The organism is Campylobacter concisus (assembly GCF_003048595.2).
GTDB classification, from domain to species: domain Bacteria; phylum Campylobacterota; class Campylobacteria; order Campylobacterales; family Campylobacteraceae; genus Campylobacter_A; species Campylobacter_A concisus_L.
Window position 1 is genome coordinate 1222005 of the sequence record NZ_CP049270.1, and the last position, 21069, is coordinate 1243073.

The following is a 21069-nucleotide window of genomic DNA, read 5'->3' on the forward strand; positions in this document are numbered from 1 at the left end:
ATTAGTTCCTATTTAGGCAGTTTAAGTCGCTAAAAGCAGTCTGAAGACGCTTAACCATGCTCTCCTCGCCACTTCTTAGCCATTTCCTTGGGTCGTAGTATTTTTTATTTGGCTTGTCATCGCCCTCTGGGTTGCCGATCTGCCCTTGCAAGTACGCTCTATTTTTAGCCTCATACTCGCGCACGCCGTCCCAGAAAGCCCACTGTGTATCGGTATCAATGTTCATCTTAATAACGCCGTAGCTTACAGCATTTTTGATATCTTTTAGCTCACTGCCGCTACCGCCGTGAAATACAAAATTTACTGGCTTGTCGCTTTTTGTGTTAAATTTCTTAGCGACATAGGCTTGTGAGTTTTTAAGAATTTCTGGTCTTAGCACGACATTGCCCGGTTTATAGACGCCGTGAACGTTACCAAAACTAGCTGCGATGCTAAATTTATCGCTTATCTTACTTAGTCTTTCATAAGCAAGTGCGACATCCTCTGGCTGAGTGTAAAGAAGTGCGTTATCAACGCTTGTGTTATCTACGCCATCTTCTTCGCCACCAGTGACGCCTAGCTCGATCTCTAGGCTGATGCCAAGCTCGCTAAGCTCTTTTAGATACTTCTCGCATGTGCTTAAATTTTCGTTGATATTCTCTTCGCTAAGATCAAGCATATGAGAGCTAAAAAGTGGCACGCCGTGAGTTTTTTTATACTCATGGCTTGCTTTTACTATCTCATCTATCCAAGGTAAGAGCTTTCTGGCAGCGTGGTCTGTGTGCAAAATGACTGGCACGCCGTAAGCCTGGGCAAGCAAATGAACATGCTTTGCTCCAGCGATCGCACCAAGAACGGCTGCGTTTTCGCAGGCTTTACCAGCGTAAAAACCTGCGCCGCCATTACTAAACTGAACGATAACAGGCGAGTTAGCAACCTTTGCTGCTTCTAAAACAGCATTTACCGAGTCACTACCTACGACATTTACAGCAGGTATTGCAAAACCTTGCTCTTTGGCATAAGCATAAAGTTTTGTCACATCATCTCCGCTTAAAACACCAGGTTTTACGATATCTAAAACGCCCATTTTATCCTCCAAATTTTATTTGTATTCTATCTTTGCTTTTTGGCGTAGAGCTTCACTTTTTTGTCTAACAGCAGCTTGGAATTTCTCCATTTTTACAGCTTGCTCGATCTCTGGTTTTGCTTGCTCAAAGCTTACAGTGCCAGCTGCCTTACCATCTTCTTTCAAGATAACATGGTAACCAAACTGAGTTTTAACTGGTTTAGTTGAAACTGTGCCATTAGCCATTGAAAATGCTGCGTCTGCAAAAGGTTTTACCATTTGGCTTTGACCAAACCAGCCAAGCTCGCCGCCGTGTGCTGCTGAGCCTTTGTCGATTGATTTTTGGCTTGCTAGCTCTGCAAATTTCTTAGTTAGCGCCTCACCTTTTAAATTTTTAAGTTGAGCGATGATGTCGTTTGCTGTTTTTTCATCTTCAACTAAGATATGTCTAGCTCTTGCTTGAGCTGGTTGGTTCATGCTAGCTTTGTTTTTATTGTAAAAATCTTTTAGTTCGTTTTCACTTACTTTTATGCTATCAAAAAGCTTTCTCATATAAAGCTCAACTGCGATGCCTTCTTGCGCTGCTTTTACAGCTTTGATATACTCTACATCTTTTTCAATACCACTTGATTTAGCATCTTTTAAAAGAAGTTTTCTATTTATTAGATCGTCGATTATACGTTTTTTCTCATTTGGCTGAAGCTTGCTAGCGTCAAATCCTGGCATGGCTGCCGATAAAAGGCTTGAAATATCGCTATCGCTTATAGCATCACCATCAACTGTTGCAACTACTGCTGCATTTAGAGTGACAGCTGCAGCTAAACTTAAAACTGCTGGAAACAAAAATTTTTTCATATAAATCCTTTAAAAAATTGATTTTATGGGCAAGATTATATCAAATAATGCGGTAACTTTTCGTTTAACTTAAGAAAATAAGGTAAAATACGAAAATGAGAACAAAAAAAGATATTTTAGAGATAAAAAGAAGACTTTTAGAAGAGTTTAAAGACGCCAAAAGCGAGCTTAAATTTAGAAATTTATATGAGCTACTTGTCTGTGTCATGCTCTCAGCCCAGTGCACTGATAAAAGAGTAAATTTAATAACTCCAGCTTTATTTGAAGCGTATAAAGATGTCTATGAGCTAGCTAGCGCAAATTTAGCAAGTCTAAAACTCATGATAAACTCGTGCAGCTTTTTTAATAACAAAGCGGTAAATTTAATCAAAATGGCAAATAGCGTGGTTGAGCTTTATAATGGAGAAATTCCGCTTGATGAAGAGAAGCTAAAAGCGCTTGCTGGAGTTGGACAAAAGACCGCTCATGTCGTACTTTTAGAAGCTACAAATGCAAATGTTATGGCTGTTGATACGCACGTTTTTAGAGTGGCGCACAGACTTGATCTTAGCCATGCAAAAACGCCAGAAGCTACTGAAGCTGATCTTAGCCATGCCTTTAAAACAGATCTTGGCAAGCTTCATCAAGCCATGGTGCTCTTTGGACGTTACACCTGTAAAGCCAAAAAACCGCTTTGCCATGAGTGTATTTTAAATAATCTTTGTAACAGCAAGGACAAGATTATTTAATTTTCTCAAGCTTTGCTAGAAAATTTTTAGCATCTATGAAACCGATAGTTCTAAGAAATTTTAGCTCATCTCCACCACTAAATAACAAGAGTGCAGGCGGATCAATAAGCCCAAAATTTCTTAGCATCTCATCATTTTGTGATCCACCATTCGTTACATTGATACGAATAAGTGCAAAATTTGCCAAAGCATCCATAACATCGCTATCTTTAAAAGTGATCTTTTCTATCTCTTTGCAGCTTACACACCAATCAGCATAAAAATCTACTAAAACGGGCTTGGTTGAGTTTTTTATTACCTCATTTAGTTCATCTAAATTTTTAACGGAATTAAATTTTAACGCACTATCACTTTTTGCCAAATTTAGTCCAGAAAGTGGAGAGAAAGCCTCCTTTGAGCCCAAAAACGAACCAACTATTAGCATAACTGAATATATAAAAACTAGGATAAAAAACGCTTTTTTAAACTTAGCCCAGCTTTGCTCTGCTACTTCAAATGCCCCAAAATAAACCGCCATAAAAACGCCTATAATGCCATATCCTAATAGCTCAAAAAATTCTCCGAGCACACGTGCAAGGATCCAAACTGCCATGATGAGCATCAAAAAACCAAAGATTTTTTTCACTTCATCCATCCAACTACCAGGTTTTGGCAAGAGCTTTCCAGAGCTTAGCCCGATAATAAGTAATGGTACGCCCATGCCAAGCCCCATGACAAAAAGCATAATGCCACCATAAAAGATATTTCCACTTTGGGCAATATAAAGAAGCGCACCAGCTAATGGTGCTGCTACGCAAGGTGATACGATGAGAGCTGAGGCAAAACCCATAATAAAAATTCCAACATAGCCTGAGCTATTTTGCGATTTTTTACTTATCAAATTTTCAAATTTTGCTGGCAATTTTATATCATAAAATCCAAACATACTAAAGCTTAAAATGACAAAAATGGCCGCAAAAGCGCCAAGCACATAGATGTTTTGCAAAGCTCCTGCGATACCAAAACCAAGTAGGCTAGCTGCAACTCCAGCTAGTGCATAAGCTAGGCTCATCGCGACAACATAAATGAATGATAATAAAAAGCCTTTTTTTGCATTTAAATTAGCACCTTTTGAGACGATTATGCTTGAAAGTATCGGTATCATCGGAAAGACGCAAGGTGTTAGTGAAAGCAAGAGACCATAACCAAAAAAAGTAAGAAGCGAGATAAAGAAATTTTTATCTCCAAGCCCATTTGCAATATCTTGCTCGCTAGAAAATTCTTCGGCAAGGCTGTCGGTATCGTTTTTTTGCTCTTTTTTAAAAGTGGCGATGCTAAATTTTCCAGCTTGGTCAGTTATCTCATAAATTCTGCTTTGCGGGCGGTAGCAAATGCCGTTTTTAGCACAGCCTTGATAGTTAATGTCAAGTATTGCTTTGCCATTTGAAAGATTTTCTTTTACTAAATTTAATGGGATAAAAATCGAAAAATCTTTTGGATAAATTTCATATTCTCCCGTATTTTCACTACTTGGCAAATTTAATAGCTCATTTATCTTTTTGCCAGCTAGCTTAATCTCAAAACTCTCTTTATAAAGATAGATATTTTCACCAAAGTTAAACTTCACTTCAACATTTTGACTATCAACGCTTGGAGTTAAAACAAAGGCTTTGCTAACATCTAAAACCTCGGCAAAAAGCGAGCCTACAAATAAAATAAGCGAAAAAAGAAATTTTAAAAACATACTAATCCTTGCTAAATTAAAAAAGATGATTTTAGTCTAAATTCCTAAATTTATTCTATTTTATTGTAAAATCGTGAAAATATGTGAAATTTTAAAGGAGCAAAGATGTCAAAAGACAAAAAACACCAAAAAAGTGAGAAACTTGGCTACGAGGAAGAGCTTAGACTACTTCAAATTGAACTTTTAAAATTTCAAAATTACGTAAAAGAAAAAGGCCTTAGAGTACTTATGTTAATGGAAGGGCGCGATGCAGCCGGTAAAGGAGGAACGATAAAACGCCTAACTGAGCATCTAAATCCAAGAGGTTGCCGTATAGTAGCGCTTGCTAAGCCAAGTGATGTCGAAAAAACGCAGTGGTATTTTCAAAGATATGTGACTCATCTACCAAGTGCTGGAGAGATCGTGATCTTTGATAGAAGCTGGTACAATAGAGCTGGCGTTGAGCCAGTAATGGGCTTTTGCACGCAAGAAGAGCATAAGGAATTTTTACGTGAAGTACCAAAATTTGAAGAGATGATCATAAACTCCGGCATAATTTTCTTTAAAATTTATCTTTCAATCACAAAAGATGAGCAGAAAAAACGCTTCAAAGAGAGGCAGAATGATCCGTTAAAGCAGTTTAAAATTTCACCCGTTGATCAAAAAGCACAAGAACTTTGGGATCAATACTCTATCGCTAAATATTCTATGCTTCTTGCCTCTCACAATAGCATTTCGCCATGGGTCATCGTCTCAAGCGATAACAAAAAAGAAGCTAGGCTAAATGTCTTTAAATTTATCCTAAGTCACGTTGAATATCCAAAAAAGATAAATGACTACTTGGAATTTGACAAAAACGTCGTAAGAGATGGAAGTGAAGAGATAAAACGCATAGAAGAAGGGCTGAATAAAGATAAGTTAAAGAGTATCGATTAGAGAATTTTAACTTCTAGCTGGCGATTTGCTTAGATTTGCTAGCTAAACTTTAAGCCCACCACATTACTTTTGCTAAAATGACCATTATTAGGCAAAGCACTAGAGCTATTAAATGTGAAAATTTACCAAATGGATCAGGCTTTTTTAAAATAATGACATTAAAAACAGAGATAAAAGTTACAAGGCACATTATGAGTAAAACAAAAATTTTTACAAGCAGTAGCTTTTGAAAGTTGCTTTGCCACCAGCCAAGCTCGCCTCCAAAATAGTCTTTTGCCATATAAGCGCCACTTATTAAAAGCAATAAAAACGCTGTGCCAAATACCTTTGCGCTGCCTTTTGTGTAGGCTTTTTTAACTATTTCAAGGGTTTTAGCATCAACCGTTTTTTTAGCAAATGGATATATGCAAGCATCGAAAAATACGTATCCTATAAATACAATGGCACAAATTAAATGAGTAATCAAAAAAAATAAGTACATTTTTTCGCCTTTTTGTTTGGCATTATATAAATTTTAACTATTTAAATTACTTATTTTGAATCAATTTTAAGAATTTATGAAGATAAATTTATAAAAGAGCAAGGCAAGCGCCCTGCTCTAGGAGTTTTACTCGACTTCAGCGTCTATAACGTCGTCGTCTTTTTTGTTGTTTCCACCGTTTGCGCCAGCGTTTTCATCTTTTTTATACATAGCTTCTGCTAGTTTGTGGCTGGCCTTGCTTAGAGCTTCTACTTTAGCATCGATTTGCTCTTTTGAAGAATTTTCATCTTTTAAGACCTCTTTTAGATCGTTTAGCGCAGCTTCGATGTTGCTTCTATCCTCAGCTGGGACCTTCTCGCCAAGCTCGTTCATGCTCTTTTCAGTTTGATGAACTAGTGCGTCAGCTTGGTTTCTAGCCTCAACTGCGTCTTTGCGTTTTTTATCCTCTTCTTTATGAAGCTCGGCGTCTTTTACCATGCTATTTATCTCATCTTCGCTAAGACCGCTTGATCCGGAGATGGTGATATTTTGAGCTTTGCCAGTTGCTTTATCTTTTGCAGAAACGGTTAAAATTCCGTTTGCGTCAATGTCAAACTCAACTTCGATTTGAGGTACGCCTCTTGGAGCTGCTGGGATGCCTTCAAGGTTGAAATTTCCAAGTGATTTATTGTCCCTTGCAAACTCACGCTCGCCTTGTAAAACCATGATAGTAACGGCACTTTGATTATCTTCAGCAGTTGAGAAGACTTGGCTTTTCTTAGTTGGTATGGTTGTGCCTTTTTCGATGATCTTAGTCATCACGCCGCCAAGTGTTTCGATACCAAGGCTAAGTGGAGTAACGTCAAGAAGTAGCACATCCTTAACGTCGCCTTTTATGACCGCACCTTGGATAGCAGCACCGATAGCTACGACCTCATCTGGATTAACGCTCTTATTTAGCTCTTTACCAAATGCTTTTTTAACCTCTTCTTGAACAAGTGGCACACGAGTTGAACCACCGACCATTACGACCTCTTTGATGTCGCTTTTATTTAAACCAGCGTCTTTTGTTACCTCGTTTATCTTAGTGATAGTCTCACCCACAAGTGAGTCGATCATGCCCTCAAATTTAGCACGAGTTAGCTTTTTGACAAGGTGTTTTGGACCAGTCGCATCAGCTGTGATAAATGGTAAATTTATCTCGGTCTCTTGAGCTGAGCTTAGCTCTTTTTTGGCATTTTCAGCAGCTTCTTTTAAGCGTTGAAGTGCCATGATATCGCCTTTTAGGTCGATACCAGTTTCATTTTTAAACTCACTTACTAGCCAGTCGATGATCTTGTTATCAAAGTCATCGCCGCCCAAGAATGCGTTACCACCGGTTGCCAAAACTTCAACGATATTATCGCCAGTTTCAAGCACTGTAACGTCAAATGTACCGCCACCTAGGTCATAAACTAAAATTTTCTCAGCCTCTTTTTTATCAAGACCATAAGCAAGTGCCGCAGCTGTTGGCTCGTTGATGATACGAAGCACGTTTAGTCCTGCGATCGTTCCAGCCTCTTTTGTAGCCTTTCTTTGGCTATCGTTAAAGTATGCAGGTACGGTGATAACCGCGTCTGTTACCTTTTCACCAAGATATGCTTCAGCGTCTTCTTTTAGTTTGATAAGAATTTTTGCTGAAATTTCTTGTGGAGTGTAAACCTTGCCAGCGATCTCAACCGCGCAAGCACCATTTCTGTCTACGACGTGATATGGCAAGCGGCTTTTTGCCTCTTCAGCATTTTTTTCATTGCTCATCAAACCCATGATACGTTTGATAGAATATATCGTTTTTTCAGGGTTTGTAACTGCTTGACGTTTTGCAACGTCACCTACTAGAATTTCACCTTTGTCTGTAAAAGCAACAACAGATGGAGTTGTGTTTTTACCCTCTTTATTTGGGATAACCTTGCTCTCGCCGCGTTCAAAAACGCTCACACAAGAGTTTGTTGTACCTAAGTCTATACCTATAACTTTTGACATATTTTTCCTTTTTATTAGATTTTATTTTTATAAATTTAGTTTGCTACACTGACCATAGCTGGGCGCAAAACCCTACCATTTATCATATAGCCTTTTTGCAAAGCTTGCACGATTTGACCACTCTGCTTCTCTTCGCTATCGACCCTTAAAACAGCATTATGCACGCTCGGATCAAACTCAGTGTCAGTTGGTATCTCGCTTACGCCATGCTTTTCAAAGCATTTTTTAAACTGATTTATAGTTATCAAAATGCCCTCTTTGATCTTTTTGGCAAATTCATCATCCTCTGGATCAAAATTTGCAGCGATCTCAAGAGCATCTATGACTGGTAGCAAGTCCCTAGCAAATTTCTCATTTGCATAGTTTGCAACGTCCGTCTTCTCTTTTTCATATCGCTTTTTGATATTTTCAAACTCAGCATTTGCTCTATAATATTTATCAGTTATTTCTCCGAGCTCTTTTTCAAGTTTTTCAACCTTTGAAATATCGCCAAGTGCGTCCAAATTTACACTATCATTAGCTAGTTCTTGCACAGGCTCAACCTCAGGTAGGTTTTGCTCTTTTACCTCTTCGCTCACGCAGCCTCCTTTATTAGATTTATAAATTTCACATAGTCAGTATAAATACTGCCAGCACAGATCATCTGTGCTTCGTTGCCAAGATAGTTTGCACTAAATTTGAGCCCCATAAAATTTTCATCAAACATAGGAGAAAATGTAAGTTTTTCGTCCATCTGCAAGCTAAAACTTGGGTCAAAAACCATCTTAAAACGTCTATCTTTAAACATATTAAAGGCTAAAATTTCGTTTTCTTGGAAGTAAATTTTAGTCCTTTTAAGCTCTCTTATTTTACTTTTTAGTTCGCTTAAGCCAACTTGAGAGCAGATAAGCTCAAGTTTGTTTAAACTAACTCCAGCAAGATTACTTAAAAATTTATACATCCTAGCATCAAATTTGATGACAATCTCATCTTCGCCAAAATTTAAGATCATATATCTATCATTTAAATTTAAAATTTCTAGCAATTCATTATCGATTGTACCAAAAATCATGCAGTAAAGCTCAAATTCATCGCATAGCTTCTTCAGTATTTCGGCGTCATTTATCTCTAAATTTATATCACTTATAGCAAAAATTTCACTCCAATATCTTCTCATCGCAGCAATTGTCGGTATCCGACCGCCACTTATATGAAGCTTGGTGATCTCGCCTTCGTCTGAAAGCTTTTTAAAATAAACACGTATCGTAGAAGCCGGAATAGCCGCACTCATACGAGAGCCGAGCTCATTTGAACCAATAGGCATATTGTCCTGCAAATAAGCCTCGATGATAGAATTTAGTATCAAATCACGTTTATTTGTTTTACTCACTTTTAGCACTCTTTCTTTTTAATTGCTAAGTGGATTATACAACTTTAGTTTATTAATGTCAAGTATTTAAGTTAAAATAATTTATTTATGTATCTTTAGTCTATATAACTAAGCTTATTTAATATTAATTGTATAAGCCTTTCCGAAAATAAAATTACAAAAAATAATTAAACAAACTTAAAAGTCTTTTATATTACCTCTACGTTCTAATATTTTTATACGTTTTTACGTACTAATATAATTATTTATAGTATAATATATAATATATTTTAATTTATTTATACGTATTTCTATTATTTATATATTATTTTATGTATATTTAATAAAATAATCCGTATAATACTTTAATGATTGAAACAAGTGATATATTTAATTTGCTTCACAATGCAGTTGAGGCAAAAAATATCGGTAAGAAAATTTCACAAGCAAAAATGGCAGAAGAGCTTGGTGTACCAATGAGAACATATCAAGATTGGAGGCTTGGCAACTCAAAGCCACAAGCTGTTGCTGCAGTTTGTAAGCTACTATGTGAGCTTGACGACGATGAAATATTATTTGTTATCAATAAGATGAGAAAGTTGTTAGGAAAATAGATGGAAAATTTGACACAAAAAGAGAGAATAGACCTTGAGAGCGTGTTCGCAGCTATCTGCGCTAAGAAAGAGCCTAAAATTTTAGGTTTCTATAAAGACTTTTACTCGAGTGCGATTTTAAAATTTTACGTAGTTAAAGACAGAATTAAAAAAATAAAAATCAAGAAAAATTAGTTTTATATTATTTGAGTAGAAAAATATTTTTTACTGCATTTAAAGATTAATAATTTAAATAAATTCTCCTTAAATATCGACTTTATTTAAAGAGAATTTGCTGACTTATTTTTTACCAAATTTAGCTAGCGCTCTTTGGTAGTCCTCTTCGCTATCGATGCCTATACTTTGACTTTCAACCTCTAGCATCGCTATCTTTTTACCATTTTCTAGGGCGCGTAGCTGCTCGAGCTTCTCAGTATTTTCAAGGCTTGAAGGCAAGAGGCCGCAAAACTCTTTTAGGCTCTTTACGCTGTATCCGTAGATGCCAAGGTGCGCCTTGTAGCTTTTGCACTCGCTTCTGTTAAATGGTATCCTCGATCTTGAAAAGTAAAGCGCATAGCCCTCAAAATCAGTCACCACTTTGACTAAATTTTTATCATCTGCAAACTCATCGTCCATATTTTTATAGCAAGAAAACATAAAGGCATTTTGCCTATTTTGCTCGCAAAATGCCCTAAATTTAGCGATATTTTCAGGCTCTATAAATGGCTCATCAGCCTGAACATTTATGATGATCTCGCTCTCGCTTAGCCCCAAAATTTGCGCCGCTTCATTTATCCTGTCAGTGCCACTTTGATGATCTTTGCTAGTTAGCACCGCTTTTATGCCGTGAGCCTTGGCGACACCAAGCACACTTGGCTCATCCACAGCAACCGCCACATCGTCCACGCCGCTTACTCTAAGAGCCGTCGCCACAAACATCGGCACGCCGTTTATCTCTTTTAAAATTTTATTACTAAACCTTGTTGAGGCAAGGCGGGCTGGGATGATTATCATCGCTCGATCCATTCTAGGACGCACTTTTCAATCTCGTCCTCTTTTATGATGCTTTTATGTAAAATTTTCGCACTAAATAGCGAGTTTATTGAGCTTGGCACGCTATCGTTTAAGATTTTAGCAGTCTTTGCCAGCGCATCTTTTTCATCTTTTGTATCTTTGATCTGGCACGCTTTGATCATGCTTGGCGTAAATTTCACCCAGTGCGCGGTCGATGTGATGACGTTTATGCGGCCAGCATCCACCATCTTAAAGCAAGTAGCCGTATGCGGATCGATCGCGTAGCCGTTCTTTGCGAGCTTTGCGATGTATGCCTCGCACTCTTTATCGTCGCACCAGCTAGCCTCAAAGTCCTCTTTTAGCGCTTCAAGCTCTTGCTTGCTAAGTTTATAAAATTTATTTTTGGCTAAGCTTTGCATGAGTTCATTAGTTCTAACGCTTCCAAATTTATCAAACAGCAAGCGCTCGACGTTTGAGCTGATCAATATATCCATTGCTGGGCTTATCGTCTTAACCAGCTTTTTATCTCTTAAGTCATAAACGCCGGTGGTGAAAAACTGCGTCAAGATATTGTTTGCGTTTGAGGCGATCTTGATCTTGCCAATCTTTGCGCCCATTTTTTTAGCGTAGTATGCCCCAAGCGCATTACCAAAATTTCCACTTGGCACGATGATGTCAAAACTCTCATTTGCCTTAAGCACCTTTTGTTTTAGTAAATTTGCGTACGCGTATGCGTGGTAGATGATCTGAAAGAGTATTCTGCCAAAATTTACCGAGTTTGCCGCGCTTAGTTTAAGGTGCTTTTTCTTCAGTTCAGCCTTAAATTTATCATTTGCAAGCAGCATCTTTAGCGCCCTTTGAGCGTCGTCAAAGTCGCCTTTTATGCCAAAAACCTTTAAATTTTCACCTTGTATGGTCTGCATTTGTAGCTTTTGCACCTCGCTCGTGCCACCATCTGGATAGAGACAGACGACCTTGATATTTTCGTCGTTTGCAAAGGTTTGAAGTGTCGCAGGGCCCGTGTCGCCGCTAGTTGCGCACATGATAAGGTATTTTTCGCCTCTTTCCTTTGCCAACTGGCTAAGCAGCGAACCAAAAGGCTGAAGCGCCATATCCTTAAATGCCCTAGTTGGGCCGTGATAGAGCTCATTTACATATAGATTTTTATCTATTTTTTTAAAAATAACTGGGTGCTTTGGATCATCAAAGCTTGTGTATCTCTTGACCGCCTTTTGGAAAAACGCCTCTGGCACGTCAAATTTAAATAGCGAGATGATGTGAAGTGCGAGCTTTTCGTAGCTTAGGCTCGAGAGCTCTTGCCACTTTGCCTTTGTGATCTTTGGTAGCTTCTTTGGTGCGTAAAGTCCGCCGTGAGCGGAGCTTGGGCTAAGCATAGCTGTGTTTAAATTTACATTTTTTACCTTTTCATCTTTTACGCTTCTAGTTGGTGTTAGTCTCATTTTTTGCCTTTTTTGGTTGATTTTTGTATCCAATTTTCGTATTTTTTAAAGACCTCTTTTGGCTTAAGTGCCAAAATTTCTGGAGTTTCGTAGCTGTGGTGCTTTCTTATAAATTTAGCTACTTTTTTAAATTTAACGTCCGTTTTTATGAGTAAAATTTGCTCTTTTTCATCAAAAAGCTCTTCTTGCCAAAGATATAGACTCTTTGCGCTAAAGCTACTCACACAAGCTGCAAGCCCCTTTTTCACGAGCTTTTTGCTTAGTTTTTTTGCCTCTTTTTTCTTTGCGACTGAGGTGATTAAAATTCTCATTTTGATCAAAATTTCCTTTTAAAAAGTGGCTCATTATAACAAAATGGGCTTAAATTTGCTGTGCCAAAACCTTTTTAAACTCCTCGCTTAGCGTAACTTCAAGCGTGATAAGCGATACTCTCAGCCCAAAATCCTTTGCCTTTACATAGTCCTTTTGCGTCATCAAAAGTGAGGTGGCAGCGTAACTTTGCAAAATTTCACTTAGCTCTTCTTTTGAAAAGTCGTAGTGATCAGGAAAAAAGACCTGTCCCACACACTCGCTAAAAAATGGCTCAAGGCGGGCTGGGTTTGCTATGGCGGTAACTAGCACCATTTTTTCGCTTTTATTTAAAATTTCACTCTTTCTAAAGTGAGTTTGCCCCTCGCAGGCGATAAAATCTGCAAATTTATAAAAGCCAAACGGATATCTATAAGCTCCGCTTGGTAGACAAAATTTTAGCTTTGGCTCTGGGTTTGGACGCACTAAGATGTCAAATTTTGCTATATCAAATTTAGAAAATCCATCATCAAGTAAGATATACTTTGCGCCATGCTCTTTGGCATATTTTATAGCTAATTTCCTATCTTCGCTTACTATTACATTTGCGTTTTTAAGGCTTGTAGCATATATCATCGCTTCATCGCCACTTGCTGCTACGTCAAGTAAAATTTCGCCATTTCGAGCGACAACTTGTATGCCTTTGCTTTTTCTTTTATAGCCTCTAAGAATGATAAAAGCGCCCTCGAAATTTTTAGCAATTGCCACGCAAAGTGGAGTCTTCCCGCTTCCTCCAAGGGTCAAATTTCCAACGCTTATTACCTTTATGCCAAAGTCTATTTTTCTAGCAGTAAATTTCTTAAGCACAACAATAAGAAAATAGATAAAACTTAATGGCAAAAGTAAAAATGCTAGTAAAATTTGAAAGAAATTTGGGCGAAAAAAGTAGTCATTCGCCCAAGAATGCAAGAAAATATTTAATTTCTTAAACACGAGTTTTAGAAATTTCTTTTACTTTGCTGCAGATGTATTGCACCTCTTCGTCACTCAAACTATGATAAATAGGCAGTGACAACACTTGCTGATAATTTTTTAAAGCATTTGGAAAATCATTTACTTTAAGTGAGTATTTATTTTTATAATAACTTAGTAAATGTATCGGTATGTAGTGCAATGATGTGTGAATGCCATGCTCCAAAAGCTCTCTAGCAAAGCCATCACGATTTTTGTTTATCTTAATAATATACTGAGTGTAAATGTGCTCGCGTTTTTTAACAGGGATTGTTATATTGCGGCACTCACCAAGCTCTTTATCATAAATTTTTGCGATCTCTTGTCTTCTTTGTATGAGCTTATCTGTTCTTTCTAGCTGCGCAATAGAAAATGCTGCATTTATCGAGTTTATATCATACTTTAAGCCAATATCGACGACATCATAAATATAACTCAAGCTACCGAATTTATCAATGCCATTTACAAGAGCATAGTTGCGAAGTAGTTTTGCTCTTTTATAAATTTCCTCATCATTTGTCGTAAAAAATCCAACCGTTGATATAGGATTTTGCACACGCGAATGTGTTTGAAAGCATGATAAAAAGGAGTCTGATCCAACTTTTTTGCCATTGTATGTTAAGCCCATACCGCGATTTGCATCATCTAAAATTTTTACGCCGTATTTCTCACAAACCGCCGTTATCTCATCCATCCTAGCACTTTGACCTGCGATATGAGAGATAAAAGCACATTTTAATTTTTTGTGATTTTGTTCTTTTAGTACTTTCTCAAGGGCATCTGGGCAGATGTTAAAATCTTCTTCATCAACATCCACAAAAATAGGTTCAGCATCAAAATGTCTAACAGCTTGTGCAATGCTAGGAAAGGCATTTATGGAGCAAATGACCTTATCTCCGCGTTTAGTGTCAAGCGCACTTAGTGCCAAGTGATGTGCGGCTGCGATATTATTTGTGGTAACTACAAATTTTGCACCAAAATACTCTTTTAACTTCTCTTCAAATCTAGCAACGATATTAGTAGTATTTTCAGAGTGCAAAGCCTCCTCAATAAGCTCACTTTCACGCTCAGTGATAGTTGGTCTATAAAACGGAATCTCTCTCATCTTTAATCCTTTAAATTTTCACTATCAACGGCATTTGTCGTTTAAACCTGTTTGAAACAACTCTATTTTCTATATCCGATACTGCTTTTAATCCAAACTTTTTGATGACTTGCTCCTTGTTATTTTCTAAATTTTCTAAAATCTCATCAATAACAGCATAACTGTAACCTATGTCGCCTTCGTCACTTTGTCCATCCCACAAATCAGCCGAAGGTGCTTTGTTGATAAAATTTTTATCAACCCCAAGATGTTTTGCAAATTCAAAAATTTCACTTTTGTAAAGCTCTCCGATAGGATTTATCGCACATGCTAAATCCCCAAATATCGTACCGTATCCAAGCATAAGCTCACTTTTGTTGCTTGTTCCGATAACTAGAGCGTTTATACTAGATGAATAATCATAAAGCAAGCTCATTCTAACTCTAGCTGCTAAATTCCCTTTTCTTAAATTGCTTAAATTTACATCTATCGTTTCGTAAAAGGCATTTAAAATACCCTCTATGGATAAAACCTTATATTCTATGTTTAATTTTTCACATAAATTTAAGGCATCATCCATATTTTCTTTACTTGACGATACTGTTGGCATGATGAGTGCGTAAGTCTCATCTGGTTTTGCTCTAGCACACAAAGTCGCTACCACAGCAGAATCAATACCACCACTTACACCGAGCAATAATTTCTTATCTTTAGTTTTATCTTTTAAGCTAAAAACTAAAGTTTCTTCGATCTTTTGATACTCCTTCATTATCCCTTTGCCTAAATTTGCTTCCTTTTTGCAAAAATTATACTAAGTAAATTTAAAATTTTTCTTTAAGTTTAAGTAAAAAGATGTAAAAATTTTTAAAATGATAAATTTAGGATAAAAAATGAGAGTAATGCATAAAAGTTTTGGGGATTTTGGTACTAATTGTTATATTGTTACAAAAAATGGTTCAAGTTTAGTAATAGATCCAGGAGATGGGGCAAAAGAGTGGGTTTTACAAAATGCCACAAATTTAAAAGCCATCCTTTGTACTCATGGACATTTTGACCACATTTTTGATGTGGGCGAACTAAAGAATGAGCTAAAAATTCCGGTTTACATTAATAAATTTGACGCTTTTATGTGTGAGAATGATATTTTTGACTATATGAAAAATGTATTTAAGCCAGATGTTTTAGTTAATAACGATGAAAATTTCCAGATTGATGATTTTTGCGTTAAATTTCATCATTTTCCTGGACACACACCAGGTTGCTCGATGATAGAGATAGAAGATGTGATGTTTAGTGGAGATTTTTTATTTAAAGGTAGCATCGGACGCTGGGATTTTCCTTTTTCAGATAAAAACGAAATGTTAGCTAGTTTAGAAAAGTGTAAAAATCTAAAGGGCGACTTCGCACTTTATCCAGGGCACGGAGAAAGTAGTACACTAGAGGCCGAGCAAAATAATATTAATTATTGGATAGATATAGTAAAAAATAGCTAAAAATTTCAGTGGTATTAATTTCAAGTTTCAAACTTTTAAAATACACTTAATCGCTATTAAAAATTTATATTTTTATAAAACTAAGAGTCAATCAAAAAGGGTAGATAAATTTTATATGGAGTCTATTAAATTTTAAAGAGGTCCGAGCGAAAACTCGCTCGGGCGAAAGTTTTTAGAAGCTATATTTTGCTTCAAATCTTATACGATCTTGTTTGTAGCTTGCACCATCTTTTTTGTCTTTAGCAGCCGCATACCAAGAAAGGAATGTAAGTTTTTTGCTGTATTTGTAGCTAGCGTCAAGTGACCATTCGTTTCTTTTTGCTCTCTCTTTGCCAAGCGCATAACTTGTGCCCTTACCTTGAGTATATCCAGCACCAAAGCCAAATTTATCTATATCATACCCAGCATTAACAAACCAGTAGTCGTTATTGCCCTTGATGTTATTGTAGTATTGTTGGCCACCACTCATTACACCATTTAAGATCTTAGTTGGGTTGATTAACTGTCCATTTCCATCAATTGATGTAAATGCGATTTTGTCTTTGTTTTTAGCGTCATTTTCTTTGTTTTTAGCGTCAAAGTCTAAATAACCAGCGTTAAGTTTAGCACCAAATAGTTTTGTGCCAGCTTGTACTGCCCAGAAAGTTGCATCAGCTACTTTTTTATGATCTGAGTCACTATAAGCATATTGACCTTTTAAGTTTAGGTTTATATCATCTGTTACATTAAAGCTGACACCAGCTTCAGTACCATAAAGTGTAGCAACCTCTTGGATATTCGTAATTGCTACTTTGAATGATACTGGATCATAACTACCCATAGCACCTAAGTTATAGATGTTACCAGCAGCATCACTAAATTCATCACTGCCAAGCCTTGACAATAATGGGCCATCTATATCTGGGCTTTTAGCTTTATATTTAATGTGTCCAAATTTATCATATTCTGTATTGCCATTTTTGTCTTTTAATATTTCAGCATCGTTATCAATAGCATCATAAGCAGCAGCTGTTAAAGTAAGACCAGGTACGTCAGTACTTACTACTTTTAGACCAGTGCCAGCTATATCGCTATCGATAAAGAAACCTTTGACAAGTTGTTTACCAGCTGTGATGGTAGTATCAGCCACTTTGTAGCCTAGATACATCTCATAAACACCAAAAGTGCCTGTTGTATTTGTTTTATCTGTGCCAGCTCCTGCATTATCACCAGATCCATCTGTAGCAGAATATCTTAGTCTCAAAACACCAAAAAAGTTATCGTCTATCGCAGCTTTAAATGCTGTTTCCATTCTAAACGCATGGCCAGCACTACTACCTTTTACAGTATCATTAACTTTTGAATTTTTAGTACTATCATTTGTATAACGATATCTTGCAAATCCTGAAAGATCTACATTTTTTATAGCTTCTTCAAGTGGAGTTGCACTTGCAACGCTTGAAAATGCACCTAAAGCAACCAAAGCAGCTAAGCTAACTTTTGTAATTTTCATCTAAATCTCCTTTTGATAAAAAGTTTTGAAAGGATATTATCATAGAAAATTAATTTTATTGCTTAATTTTCCTTAAAATTTTAAAAAATGTTACCAATTATTTACCAAAATAGGATAATGAGATAAAGATTGTCTTTTTAAAATTTCGTTTTATTTGGAAGTAATTGCAAGAAAATCAAAAATTTTTACTTACTTTTAGCTATTATCTTTAGCTTCTTCTCGTTCTTTTTTCTGCCTTATAGCAGCTTCTTTTTGGATATTTTTTTGTTGAGCCAAGAAGATATGCTCTTCAAGTGTGACAAGTTGAAATATTCCTTCAAAAATTTTTATATCTTTAACATATCCAAGTACTTTCACTTCTCTTTTTCTGCTCTCTTCAAATCTTGCTTGCGCGTCAAATTCCACCACGTCACCAAGCTTTAGTGGCCCAAAGAAATTTATCCTAGCCCCGATACTAACGCAAAATTCTTCATTAATGGCTAAAAGAGCGGCATGATTTGCGCCCATAAAAATAAATCCGCTATGAATAAGCCCCTCAGTATCGCACACCATATCATCCGTAGTAAAAAATCTAGTCTTTGCGTGATTTTTTTCAAGTAAAAATGCCGTTCCACTAAAATTTAGCTTTGTAAGTGGAGCGGTTTTGATCTCATTTCTTAGTGGATTTTCATCTTCTGGTAAGATTATTTGCGATTCATCTTTTATATCATAGATATTTTCTTCTGCCATTTTTATCCTTAAATTTTAACTCTAACATATGCTCTTTTTGGCGCTGGGTAGCCCTCGATGGTCTTTGTATTATCGTCTGGATCTAAGAAATTTCCAAGACTCTCACCATCTATCCACTGCGTTTTTCGCTGCTCATTTAGATCAGTGGCCTTTGTATCAAGCAGGGTAAAATCCTTAAATTTAGCCCTCTCACACCAGTTACAAAGCGCACTAAGCGTTGGCACAAAGTAGATATTTGAAATTTTTGAGTATCTATCTTTCGGACTCAGCGCAAAGTCGCCATCCATATCTATATACATTGTATCTAAATATAGCTCGCCTCCAGGATTCAAAGCCATTTTTAGCTCTTTTAGCATCTTGATAGGATCACTTCTGTGATATATCACCCCAAGACAAAAAATCGTATCAAATTTAGCTCCATACTCAGGCAAGTTCTCAACGCCAAGAAGCTCATAAGTGATATTTGAGCGGATAAATTTGTTTAAAAATTTAAACTGCAAATATGTATGCACACTAGGATCAAAGCCGGTTATGCTTTTTGGGGCATATTCAAGCATCTTAAACATATAATAGCCATTATTACAACCCACATCAGCCACGCTTTTGCCAGCTAAATTTAGGTGTGGGGTGAGGATATTAAATTTAATAAAACTTTGCCACTCGCTATCTATATATATATCATCAAGTAAAAATGGTCCTTTTCGCCAAGGCTTTAGGCTAAGGGCTAGATCATAAATTTCATCTTTTTTGGCTTGGTCTAAATTTTTAAATTTCACATTTACACTATCTTTTAGCTCAAGCTCGCAGTCAAAATTTGCTAAATTTTCTATCCTATTATAAATTTGCTTTTGCTGCTCGTTAAATTTGCTAAGATCCACGCTATTTCCAGTCGACGATGTTGTGCGGACATTCTTTTTGGTAGGTGCCAGTCGCGTCATAATACTCTTTACAATCATTATAATATTGAGTCGAAACTCCACGCTCGTTCATATAAAGACAACCATTGCAAAATAGCGCTATAAAGCCTAAAAATATAATCTTTTTCATGTGGCGGATTTTATCATAAATAAAAATTTTATGCTAGAATAGCAGGCAGTTTTAGAGCCAAGTTTGGCTAATATTAAGCAAAAAAGGCATTTTATGCAAAGAAGAGATTTTTTTAAATTCAGTAGTTTTTTAGGTGCAGCGAGTCTGCTTCCAAGTGTCACTCTAGCTAGCGATGAACCAGCAAACCCAGTAGTTAGAAATTTCGACGTAAATTTCAAACATTTCTTACTTGAAAAGGGCAAAAGCTCAAGGATTTGGCTACCGCTCCCACTAAGCACCACTTATCAGCAACTAACCAAAGACTACGTCATAAACACAACAGCTAAAAACGTTTATATTTCAGATACGCTAATACCAACAATGTATGCTGATTTTGAAGAAAATGAGCCAAGACCTATCTTAAATGTGCAGTTTAAAATTCAAACAATAGAGCGTAATACTGACTTTAGCAAGGTAAATTACGATCCAAATGAGAAGGTTGATCCTGCAGTTTTAGAGTTTTTAAAACCAACTTCACACATCCCAACTGACGGCGTCGTAAGAGCAAAAGCGCTAGAGATTATCGGCGATACTAAAGGCGATTTAGAGCGCGCAAAAGCAATCTATACGTGGGTTGCAAATACTATGCAGCGTGATAACAGCATCCTAGGATGCGGCACAGGCGACGTTAAAGCCATCCTAGAAAGTGGCAAACTAGTTGGCAAATGCACCGATATAAACTCGGTTTTTGTTGGACTTTGCAGATCAGTTGGCATCCCAGCAAGAGAAATTTTTGGTATTAGAGTTGGTCAGTCTAGATTTTCAGATCAAATGGGCAGTGCAAAAGACGGTGTGGCTAAAATTTCAGGCGGACAACACTGCAGGGCCGAATTTTACCTAAAAGGCTATGGTTGGATACCGGTTGATCCAGCAGATGTTACAAAGGTAAGACTGGGCGAGAAGCTAACAAATGACGATGCTAAGATCAAAGCTGTGAGAGATTATTGCTTTGGTAACTGGGAGATGTGCTGGATAGGCTTTAACTACGGACGCGACTTTATCTTAAAGCCAACCCCAGAGCAAACTCCTCTAAATAACTTTGGCTATCCATACGCTGAAGTTGATGGAAACACACAAAATTATTATTCGCCAAAAGAATTTAGCTACGACTACGCCTCAACAGAGCTAAAATGAGAGCCTTTTGGCTGATACTAACATCCATAGGTAGTGCTATCGGCGCTACCTTGTGCTGCCTACCGGCACTTCTTTTTTTACTTTTTGGCACGTCTTTTTCATTTCTATCTTGGACACAAAATTTATACGAGTACCGCATCCCTTTGAGCGTCGTGGCGGTCATTTGCTTTGTGATCTCAGGTGTGGCTTTATTTTACAAGCCAAAAAGCTGCAACCTAAGCTACAAAAAGAAAAAATGGATACTTATATATATACTTTTTGGAGTGATACTACTTTTGCTCCTTACATATCCGGAGCTTTTAGGAGAAATTTATGCGTAAAATTTTAGTTTTAGCCCTTTTGGTGGCTGCAAGCTACGCTGATAAAAAGATAGAAATTTCAGTGCCTAGCATGCACTGTCCGCTTTGCACAGCGATAGTGCGAAAGGCCGCCCTTAGCGTTGAGGGCGTAAAAAAAGCAGATGTATCGCTAAAAGAGCGAAAAGCTGTCGTTATAGCAGATGATAAGCTCGATGAAAAAGAGCTTTTAAAAGCAGTCGATGCGACTGGCTATAAGGGCGAGATAAAATAATTTTTTTACGGAGGCAAAT

General features: G+C 37.0%; 25 protein-coding genes. 8 read left to right on the forward strand and 17 right to left on the reverse strand.

The window, feature by feature from the left end; all coding sequences use genetic code 11:
• Position 1 precedes the first annotated feature (1 nt).
• Positions 2–1066 carry a class II fructose-bisphosphate aldolase gene (gene fbaA / locus CVT15_RS06200; RefSeq protein WP_103577375.1) on the reverse strand — a complete coding sequence of 355 codons (1065 nt, stop codon included), beginning with the start codon at positions 1064–1066 and terminating at the stop codon, positions 2–4.
• A gap of 15 nt (positions 1067–1081) precedes the next feature.
• The gene (locus CVT15_RS06205) at positions 1082–1900 is read right to left on the reverse strand and encodes a peptidylprolyl isomerase (protein ID WP_087583877.1); all 819 of its coding nucleotides are present in this window, start codon (positions 1898–1900) and stop codon (positions 1082–1084) included.
• A gap of 95 nt (positions 1901–1995) precedes the next feature.
• Here CVT15_RS06205 and nth point away from each other — a divergent pair, with 95 nt between their 5' ends.
• On the forward strand, positions 1996–2628 hold the full coding sequence (gene nth / locus CVT15_RS06210; protein WP_103577376.1) for an endonuclease III: 633 nt from the start codon (positions 1996–1998) through the stop codon (positions 2626–2628).
• On the opposite strand, the gene dsbD is transcribed toward nth, so the two are convergent.
• Positions 2621–4351: a protein-disulfide reductase DsbD gene (gene dsbD / locus CVT15_RS06215; RefSeq protein WP_103577377.1), complete on the reverse strand. Its 1731-nt coding sequence runs from the start codon at positions 4349–4351 to the stop codon at positions 2621–2623. The genes nth and dsbD overlap by 8 nt on opposite strands.
• 105 nt (positions 4352–4456) lie before the next feature.
• Here dsbD and ppk2 point away from each other — a divergent pair, with 105 nt between their 5' ends.
• Positions 4457–5266 (forward strand): polyphosphate kinase 2, encoded by an 810-nt coding sequence (gene ppk2 / locus CVT15_RS06220; protein WP_021091543.1) that lies wholly within the window; start codon positions 4457–4459, stop codon positions 5264–5266.
• Between the two features lie 49 nt (positions 5267–5315).
• Here ppk2 and CVT15_RS06225 read toward each other — a convergent pair whose 3' ends face one another.
• The 4 genes from CVT15_RS06225 to CVT15_RS06240 form a co-directional block, all read right to left on the reverse strand.
• Positions 5316–5747 (reverse strand): trehalose-6-phosphate synthase, encoded by a 432-nt coding sequence (locus CVT15_RS06225; protein ID WP_087586424.1) that lies wholly within the window; start codon positions 5745–5747, stop codon positions 5316–5318.
• Positions 5748–5873: 126 nt separating this feature from the next.
• The gene (gene dnaK / locus CVT15_RS06230; RefSeq protein ID WP_103576314.1) at positions 5874–7748 is read right to left on the reverse strand and encodes a molecular chaperone DnaK; all 1875 of its coding nucleotides are present in this window, start codon (positions 7746–7748) and stop codon (positions 5874–5876) included.
• A gap of 35 nt (positions 7749–7783) precedes the next feature.
• Positions 7784–8326: a nucleotide exchange factor GrpE gene (gene grpE / locus CVT15_RS06235; protein ID WP_084042087.1), complete on the reverse strand. Its 543-nt coding sequence runs from the start codon at positions 8324–8326 to the stop codon at positions 7784–7786.
• On the reverse strand, positions 8323–9117 hold the full coding sequence (locus CVT15_RS06240; RefSeq protein ID WP_103576316.1) for an HrcA family transcriptional regulator: 795 nt from the start codon (positions 9115–9117) through the stop codon (positions 8323–8325). Before CVT15_RS06240 ends, grpE begins: the two co-directional genes overlap by 4 nt.
• A 347-nt stretch (positions 9118–9464) precedes the next feature.
• On the opposite strand from CVT15_RS06240, the gene CVT15_RS06245 reads away from it, so the two are divergent.
• Both CVT15_RS06245 and CVT15_RS06250 read left to right on the forward strand, forming a co-directional pair.
• Positions 9465–9710, forward strand: coding sequence for a DNA-binding protein (locus CVT15_RS06245; RefSeq protein ID WP_103576805.1), 246 nt, complete (start codon positions 9465–9467; stop codon positions 9708–9710).
• The gene (locus tag CVT15_RS06250) at positions 9711–9884 is read left to right on the forward strand and encodes a hypothetical protein (RefSeq protein WP_196087885.1); all 174 of its coding nucleotides are present in this window, start codon (positions 9711–9713) and stop codon (positions 9882–9884) included. It begins immediately after the preceding gene.
• Between the two features lie 105 nt (positions 9885–9989).
• On the opposite strand, the gene kdsB is transcribed toward CVT15_RS06250, so the two are convergent.
• From kdsB to CVT15_RS06280, 6 genes are read right to left on the reverse strand one after another with little or no spacing between them, the layout of a single operon-like run.
• Entirely contained in the window at positions 9990–10703 is a 714-nt protein-coding gene (gene kdsB / locus CVT15_RS06255) for a 3-deoxy-manno-octulosonate cytidylyltransferase (protein ID WP_103576806.1), read from the reverse strand.
• On the reverse strand, positions 10700–12163 hold the full coding sequence (gene thrC, locus CVT15_RS06260; protein WP_103576807.1) for a threonine synthase: 1464 nt from the start codon (positions 12161–12163) through the stop codon (positions 10700–10702). The genes kdsB and thrC overlap by 4 nt, the downstream gene beginning before the upstream one ends.
• A complete protein-coding gene (gene cutA / locus CVT15_RS10345; protein ID WP_103576811.1) occupies positions 12160–12474 on the reverse strand; it encodes a divalent-cation tolerance protein CutA in 315 nt (104 codons plus the stop codon). The genes thrC and cutA overlap by 4 nt, the downstream gene beginning before the upstream one ends.
• Before the next feature lie 49 nt (positions 12475–12523).
• Positions 12524–13444, reverse strand: a complete 921-nt coding sequence (locus CVT15_RS06270; protein WP_103576808.1) for a tetraacyldisaccharide 4'-kinase — start codon at positions 13442–13444, stop codon at positions 12524–12526.
• Positions 13437–14567, reverse strand: a complete 1131-nt coding sequence (locus tag CVT15_RS06275; protein ID WP_087583886.1) for a DegT/DnrJ/EryC1/StrS family aminotransferase — start codon at positions 14565–14567, stop codon at positions 13437–13439. Before CVT15_RS06275 ends, CVT15_RS06270 begins: the two co-directional genes overlap by 8 nt.
• A 10-nt stretch (positions 14568–14577) precedes the next feature.
• Positions 14578–15315 carry an NAD+ synthase gene (locus CVT15_RS06280; RefSeq protein WP_103576809.1) on the reverse strand — a complete coding sequence of 246 codons (738 nt, stop codon included), beginning with the start codon at positions 15313–15315 and terminating at the stop codon, positions 14578–14580.
• A 121-nt stretch (positions 15316–15436) separates the two neighbouring features.
• Between CVT15_RS06280 and CVT15_RS06285 the strand changes: the two genes are divergently transcribed.
• Positions 15437–16039, forward strand: coding sequence for an MBL fold metallo-hydrolase (locus CVT15_RS06285; RefSeq protein WP_107898127.1), 603 nt, complete (start codon positions 15437–15439; stop codon positions 16037–16039).
• A 172-nt stretch (positions 16040–16211) separates the two neighbouring features.
• Here CVT15_RS06285 and CVT15_RS06290 read toward each other — a convergent pair whose 3' ends face one another.
• From CVT15_RS06290 to CVT15_RS06305, 4 genes are all read right to left on the reverse strand, one after another.
• Positions 16212–17531 carry a major outer membrane protein gene (locus CVT15_RS06290; protein WP_107898128.1) on the reverse strand — a complete coding sequence of 440 codons (1320 nt, stop codon included), beginning with the start codon at positions 17529–17531 and terminating at the stop codon, positions 16212–16214.
• A gap of 195 nt (positions 17532–17726) precedes the next feature.
• Positions 17727–18260: a thioesterase gene (locus CVT15_RS06295; protein ID WP_103577089.1), complete on the reverse strand. Its 534-nt coding sequence runs from the start codon at positions 18258–18260 to the stop codon at positions 17727–17729.
• 8 nt (positions 18261–18268) lie between these two features.
• Positions 18269–19138: a tRNA 5-methoxyuridine(34)/uridine 5-oxyacetic acid(34) synthase CmoB gene (cmoB, locus tag CVT15_RS06300; protein ID WP_230853996.1), complete on the reverse strand. Its 870-nt coding sequence runs from the start codon at positions 19136–19138 to the stop codon at positions 18269–18271.
• A 1-nt stretch (position 19139) separates the two neighbouring features.
• Entirely contained in the window at positions 19140–19307 is a 168-nt protein-coding gene (locus CVT15_RS06305) for a hypothetical protein (RefSeq protein ID WP_002942642.1), read from the reverse strand.
• Between the two features lie 93 nt (positions 19308–19400).
• On the opposite strand from CVT15_RS06305, the gene CVT15_RS06310 reads away from it, so the two are divergent.
• From CVT15_RS06310 to CVT15_RS06320, 3 genes are read left to right on the forward strand one after another with little or no spacing between them, the layout of a single operon-like run.
• A complete protein-coding gene (locus CVT15_RS06310; protein WP_103577091.1) occupies positions 19401–20480 on the forward strand; it encodes a transglutaminase-like domain-containing protein in 1080 nt (359 codons plus the stop codon).
• A complete protein-coding gene (locus tag CVT15_RS06315; protein WP_103577092.1) occupies positions 20477–20800 on the forward strand; it encodes an aryl sulfotransferase in 324 nt (107 codons plus the stop codon). Before CVT15_RS06310 ends, CVT15_RS06315 begins: the two co-directional genes overlap by 4 nt.
• Complete coding sequence (locus CVT15_RS06320) at positions 20793–21050, forward strand: heavy-metal-associated domain-containing protein (RefSeq protein WP_103577093.1); 258 nt, start codon at positions 20793–20795, stop codon at positions 21048–21050. Before CVT15_RS06315 ends, CVT15_RS06320 begins: the two co-directional genes overlap by 8 nt.
• Positions 21051–21069 lie beyond the last annotated feature (19 nt).

What these genes read in the sequence shown, in the direction of transcription:
- fbaA (WP_103577375.1), bottom strand. Translation starts at nt 1,066, where the DNA reads ATGGGCGTTTTAGATATCGTAAAACCTGGTGTTTTAAGCGGAGATGAT.
- CVT15_RS06205 (WP_087583877.1), bottom strand. Translation starts at nt 1,900, where the DNA reads ATGAAAAAATTTTTGTTTCCAGCAGTTTTAAGTTTAGCTGCAGCTGTC.
- nth (WP_103577376.1), top strand. Translation starts at nt 1,996, where the DNA reads ATGAGAACAAAAAAAGATATTTTAGAGATAAAAAGAAGACTTTTAGAA.
- dsbD (WP_103577377.1), bottom strand. Translation starts at nt 4,351, where the DNA reads ATGTTTTTAAAATTTCTTTTTTCGCTTATTTTATTTGTAGGCTCGCTT.
- ppk2 (WP_021091543.1), top strand. Translation starts at nt 4,457, where the DNA reads ATGTCAAAAGACAAAAAACACCAAAAAAGTGAGAAACTTGGCTACGAG.
- CVT15_RS06225 (WP_087586424.1), bottom strand. Translation starts at nt 5,747, where the DNA reads ATGTACTTATTTTTTTTGATTACTCATTTAATTTGTGCCATTGTATTT.
- dnaK (WP_103576314.1), bottom strand. Translation starts at nt 7,748, where the DNA reads ATGTCAAAAGTTATAGGTATAGACTTAGGTACAACAAACTCTTGTGTG.
- CVT15_RS06245 (WP_103576805.1), top strand. Translation starts at nt 9,465, where the DNA reads ATGATTGAAACAAGTGATATATTTAATTTGCTTCACAATGCAGTTGAG.
- CVT15_RS06250 (WP_196087885.1), top strand. Translation starts at nt 9,711, where the DNA reads ATGGAAAATTTGACACAAAAAGAGAGAATAGACCTTGAGAGCGTGTTC.
- kdsB (WP_103576806.1), bottom strand. Translation starts at nt 10,703, where the DNA reads ATGATAATCATCCCAGCCCGCCTTGCCTCAACAAGGTTTAGTAATAAA.
- thrC (WP_103576807.1), bottom strand. Translation starts at nt 12,163, where the DNA reads ATGAGACTAACACCAACTAGAAGCGTAAAAGATGAAAAGGTAAAAAAT.
- cutA (WP_103576811.1), bottom strand. Translation starts at nt 12,474, where the DNA reads ATGAGAATTTTAATCACCTCAGTCGCAAAGAAAAAAGAGGCAAAAAAA.
- CVT15_RS06275 (WP_087583886.1), bottom strand. Translation starts at nt 14,567, where the DNA reads ATGAGAGAGATTCCGTTTTATAGACCAACTATCACTGAGCGTGAAAGT.
- CVT15_RS06280 (WP_103576809.1), bottom strand. Translation starts at nt 15,315, where the DNA reads ATGAAGGAGTATCAAAAGATCGAAGAAACTTTAGTTTTTAGCTTAAAA.
- CVT15_RS06285 (WP_107898127.1), top strand. Translation starts at nt 15,437, where the DNA reads ATGAGAGTAATGCATAAAAGTTTTGGGGATTTTGGTACTAATTGTTAT.
- CVT15_RS06290 (WP_107898128.1), bottom strand. Translation starts at nt 17,531, where the DNA reads ATGAAAATTACAAAAGTTAGCTTAGCTGCTTTGGTTGCTTTAGGTGCA.
- CVT15_RS06295 (WP_103577089.1), bottom strand. Translation starts at nt 18,260, where the DNA reads ATGGCAGAAGAAAATATCTATGATATAAAAGATGAATCGCAAATAATC.
- CVT15_RS06305 (WP_002942642.1), bottom strand. Translation starts at nt 19,307, where the DNA reads ATGAAAAAGATTATATTTTTAGGCTTTATAGCGCTATTTTGCAATGGT.
- CVT15_RS06310 (WP_103577091.1), top strand. Translation starts at nt 19,401, where the DNA reads ATGCAAAGAAGAGATTTTTTTAAATTCAGTAGTTTTTTAGGTGCAGCG.
- CVT15_RS06315 (WP_103577092.1), top strand. Translation starts at nt 20,477, where the DNA reads ATGAGAGCCTTTTGGCTGATACTAACATCCATAGGTAGTGCTATCGGC.
- CVT15_RS06320 (WP_103577093.1), top strand. Translation starts at nt 20,793, where the DNA reads ATGCGTAAAATTTTAGTTTTAGCCCTTTTGGTGGCTGCAAGCTACGCT.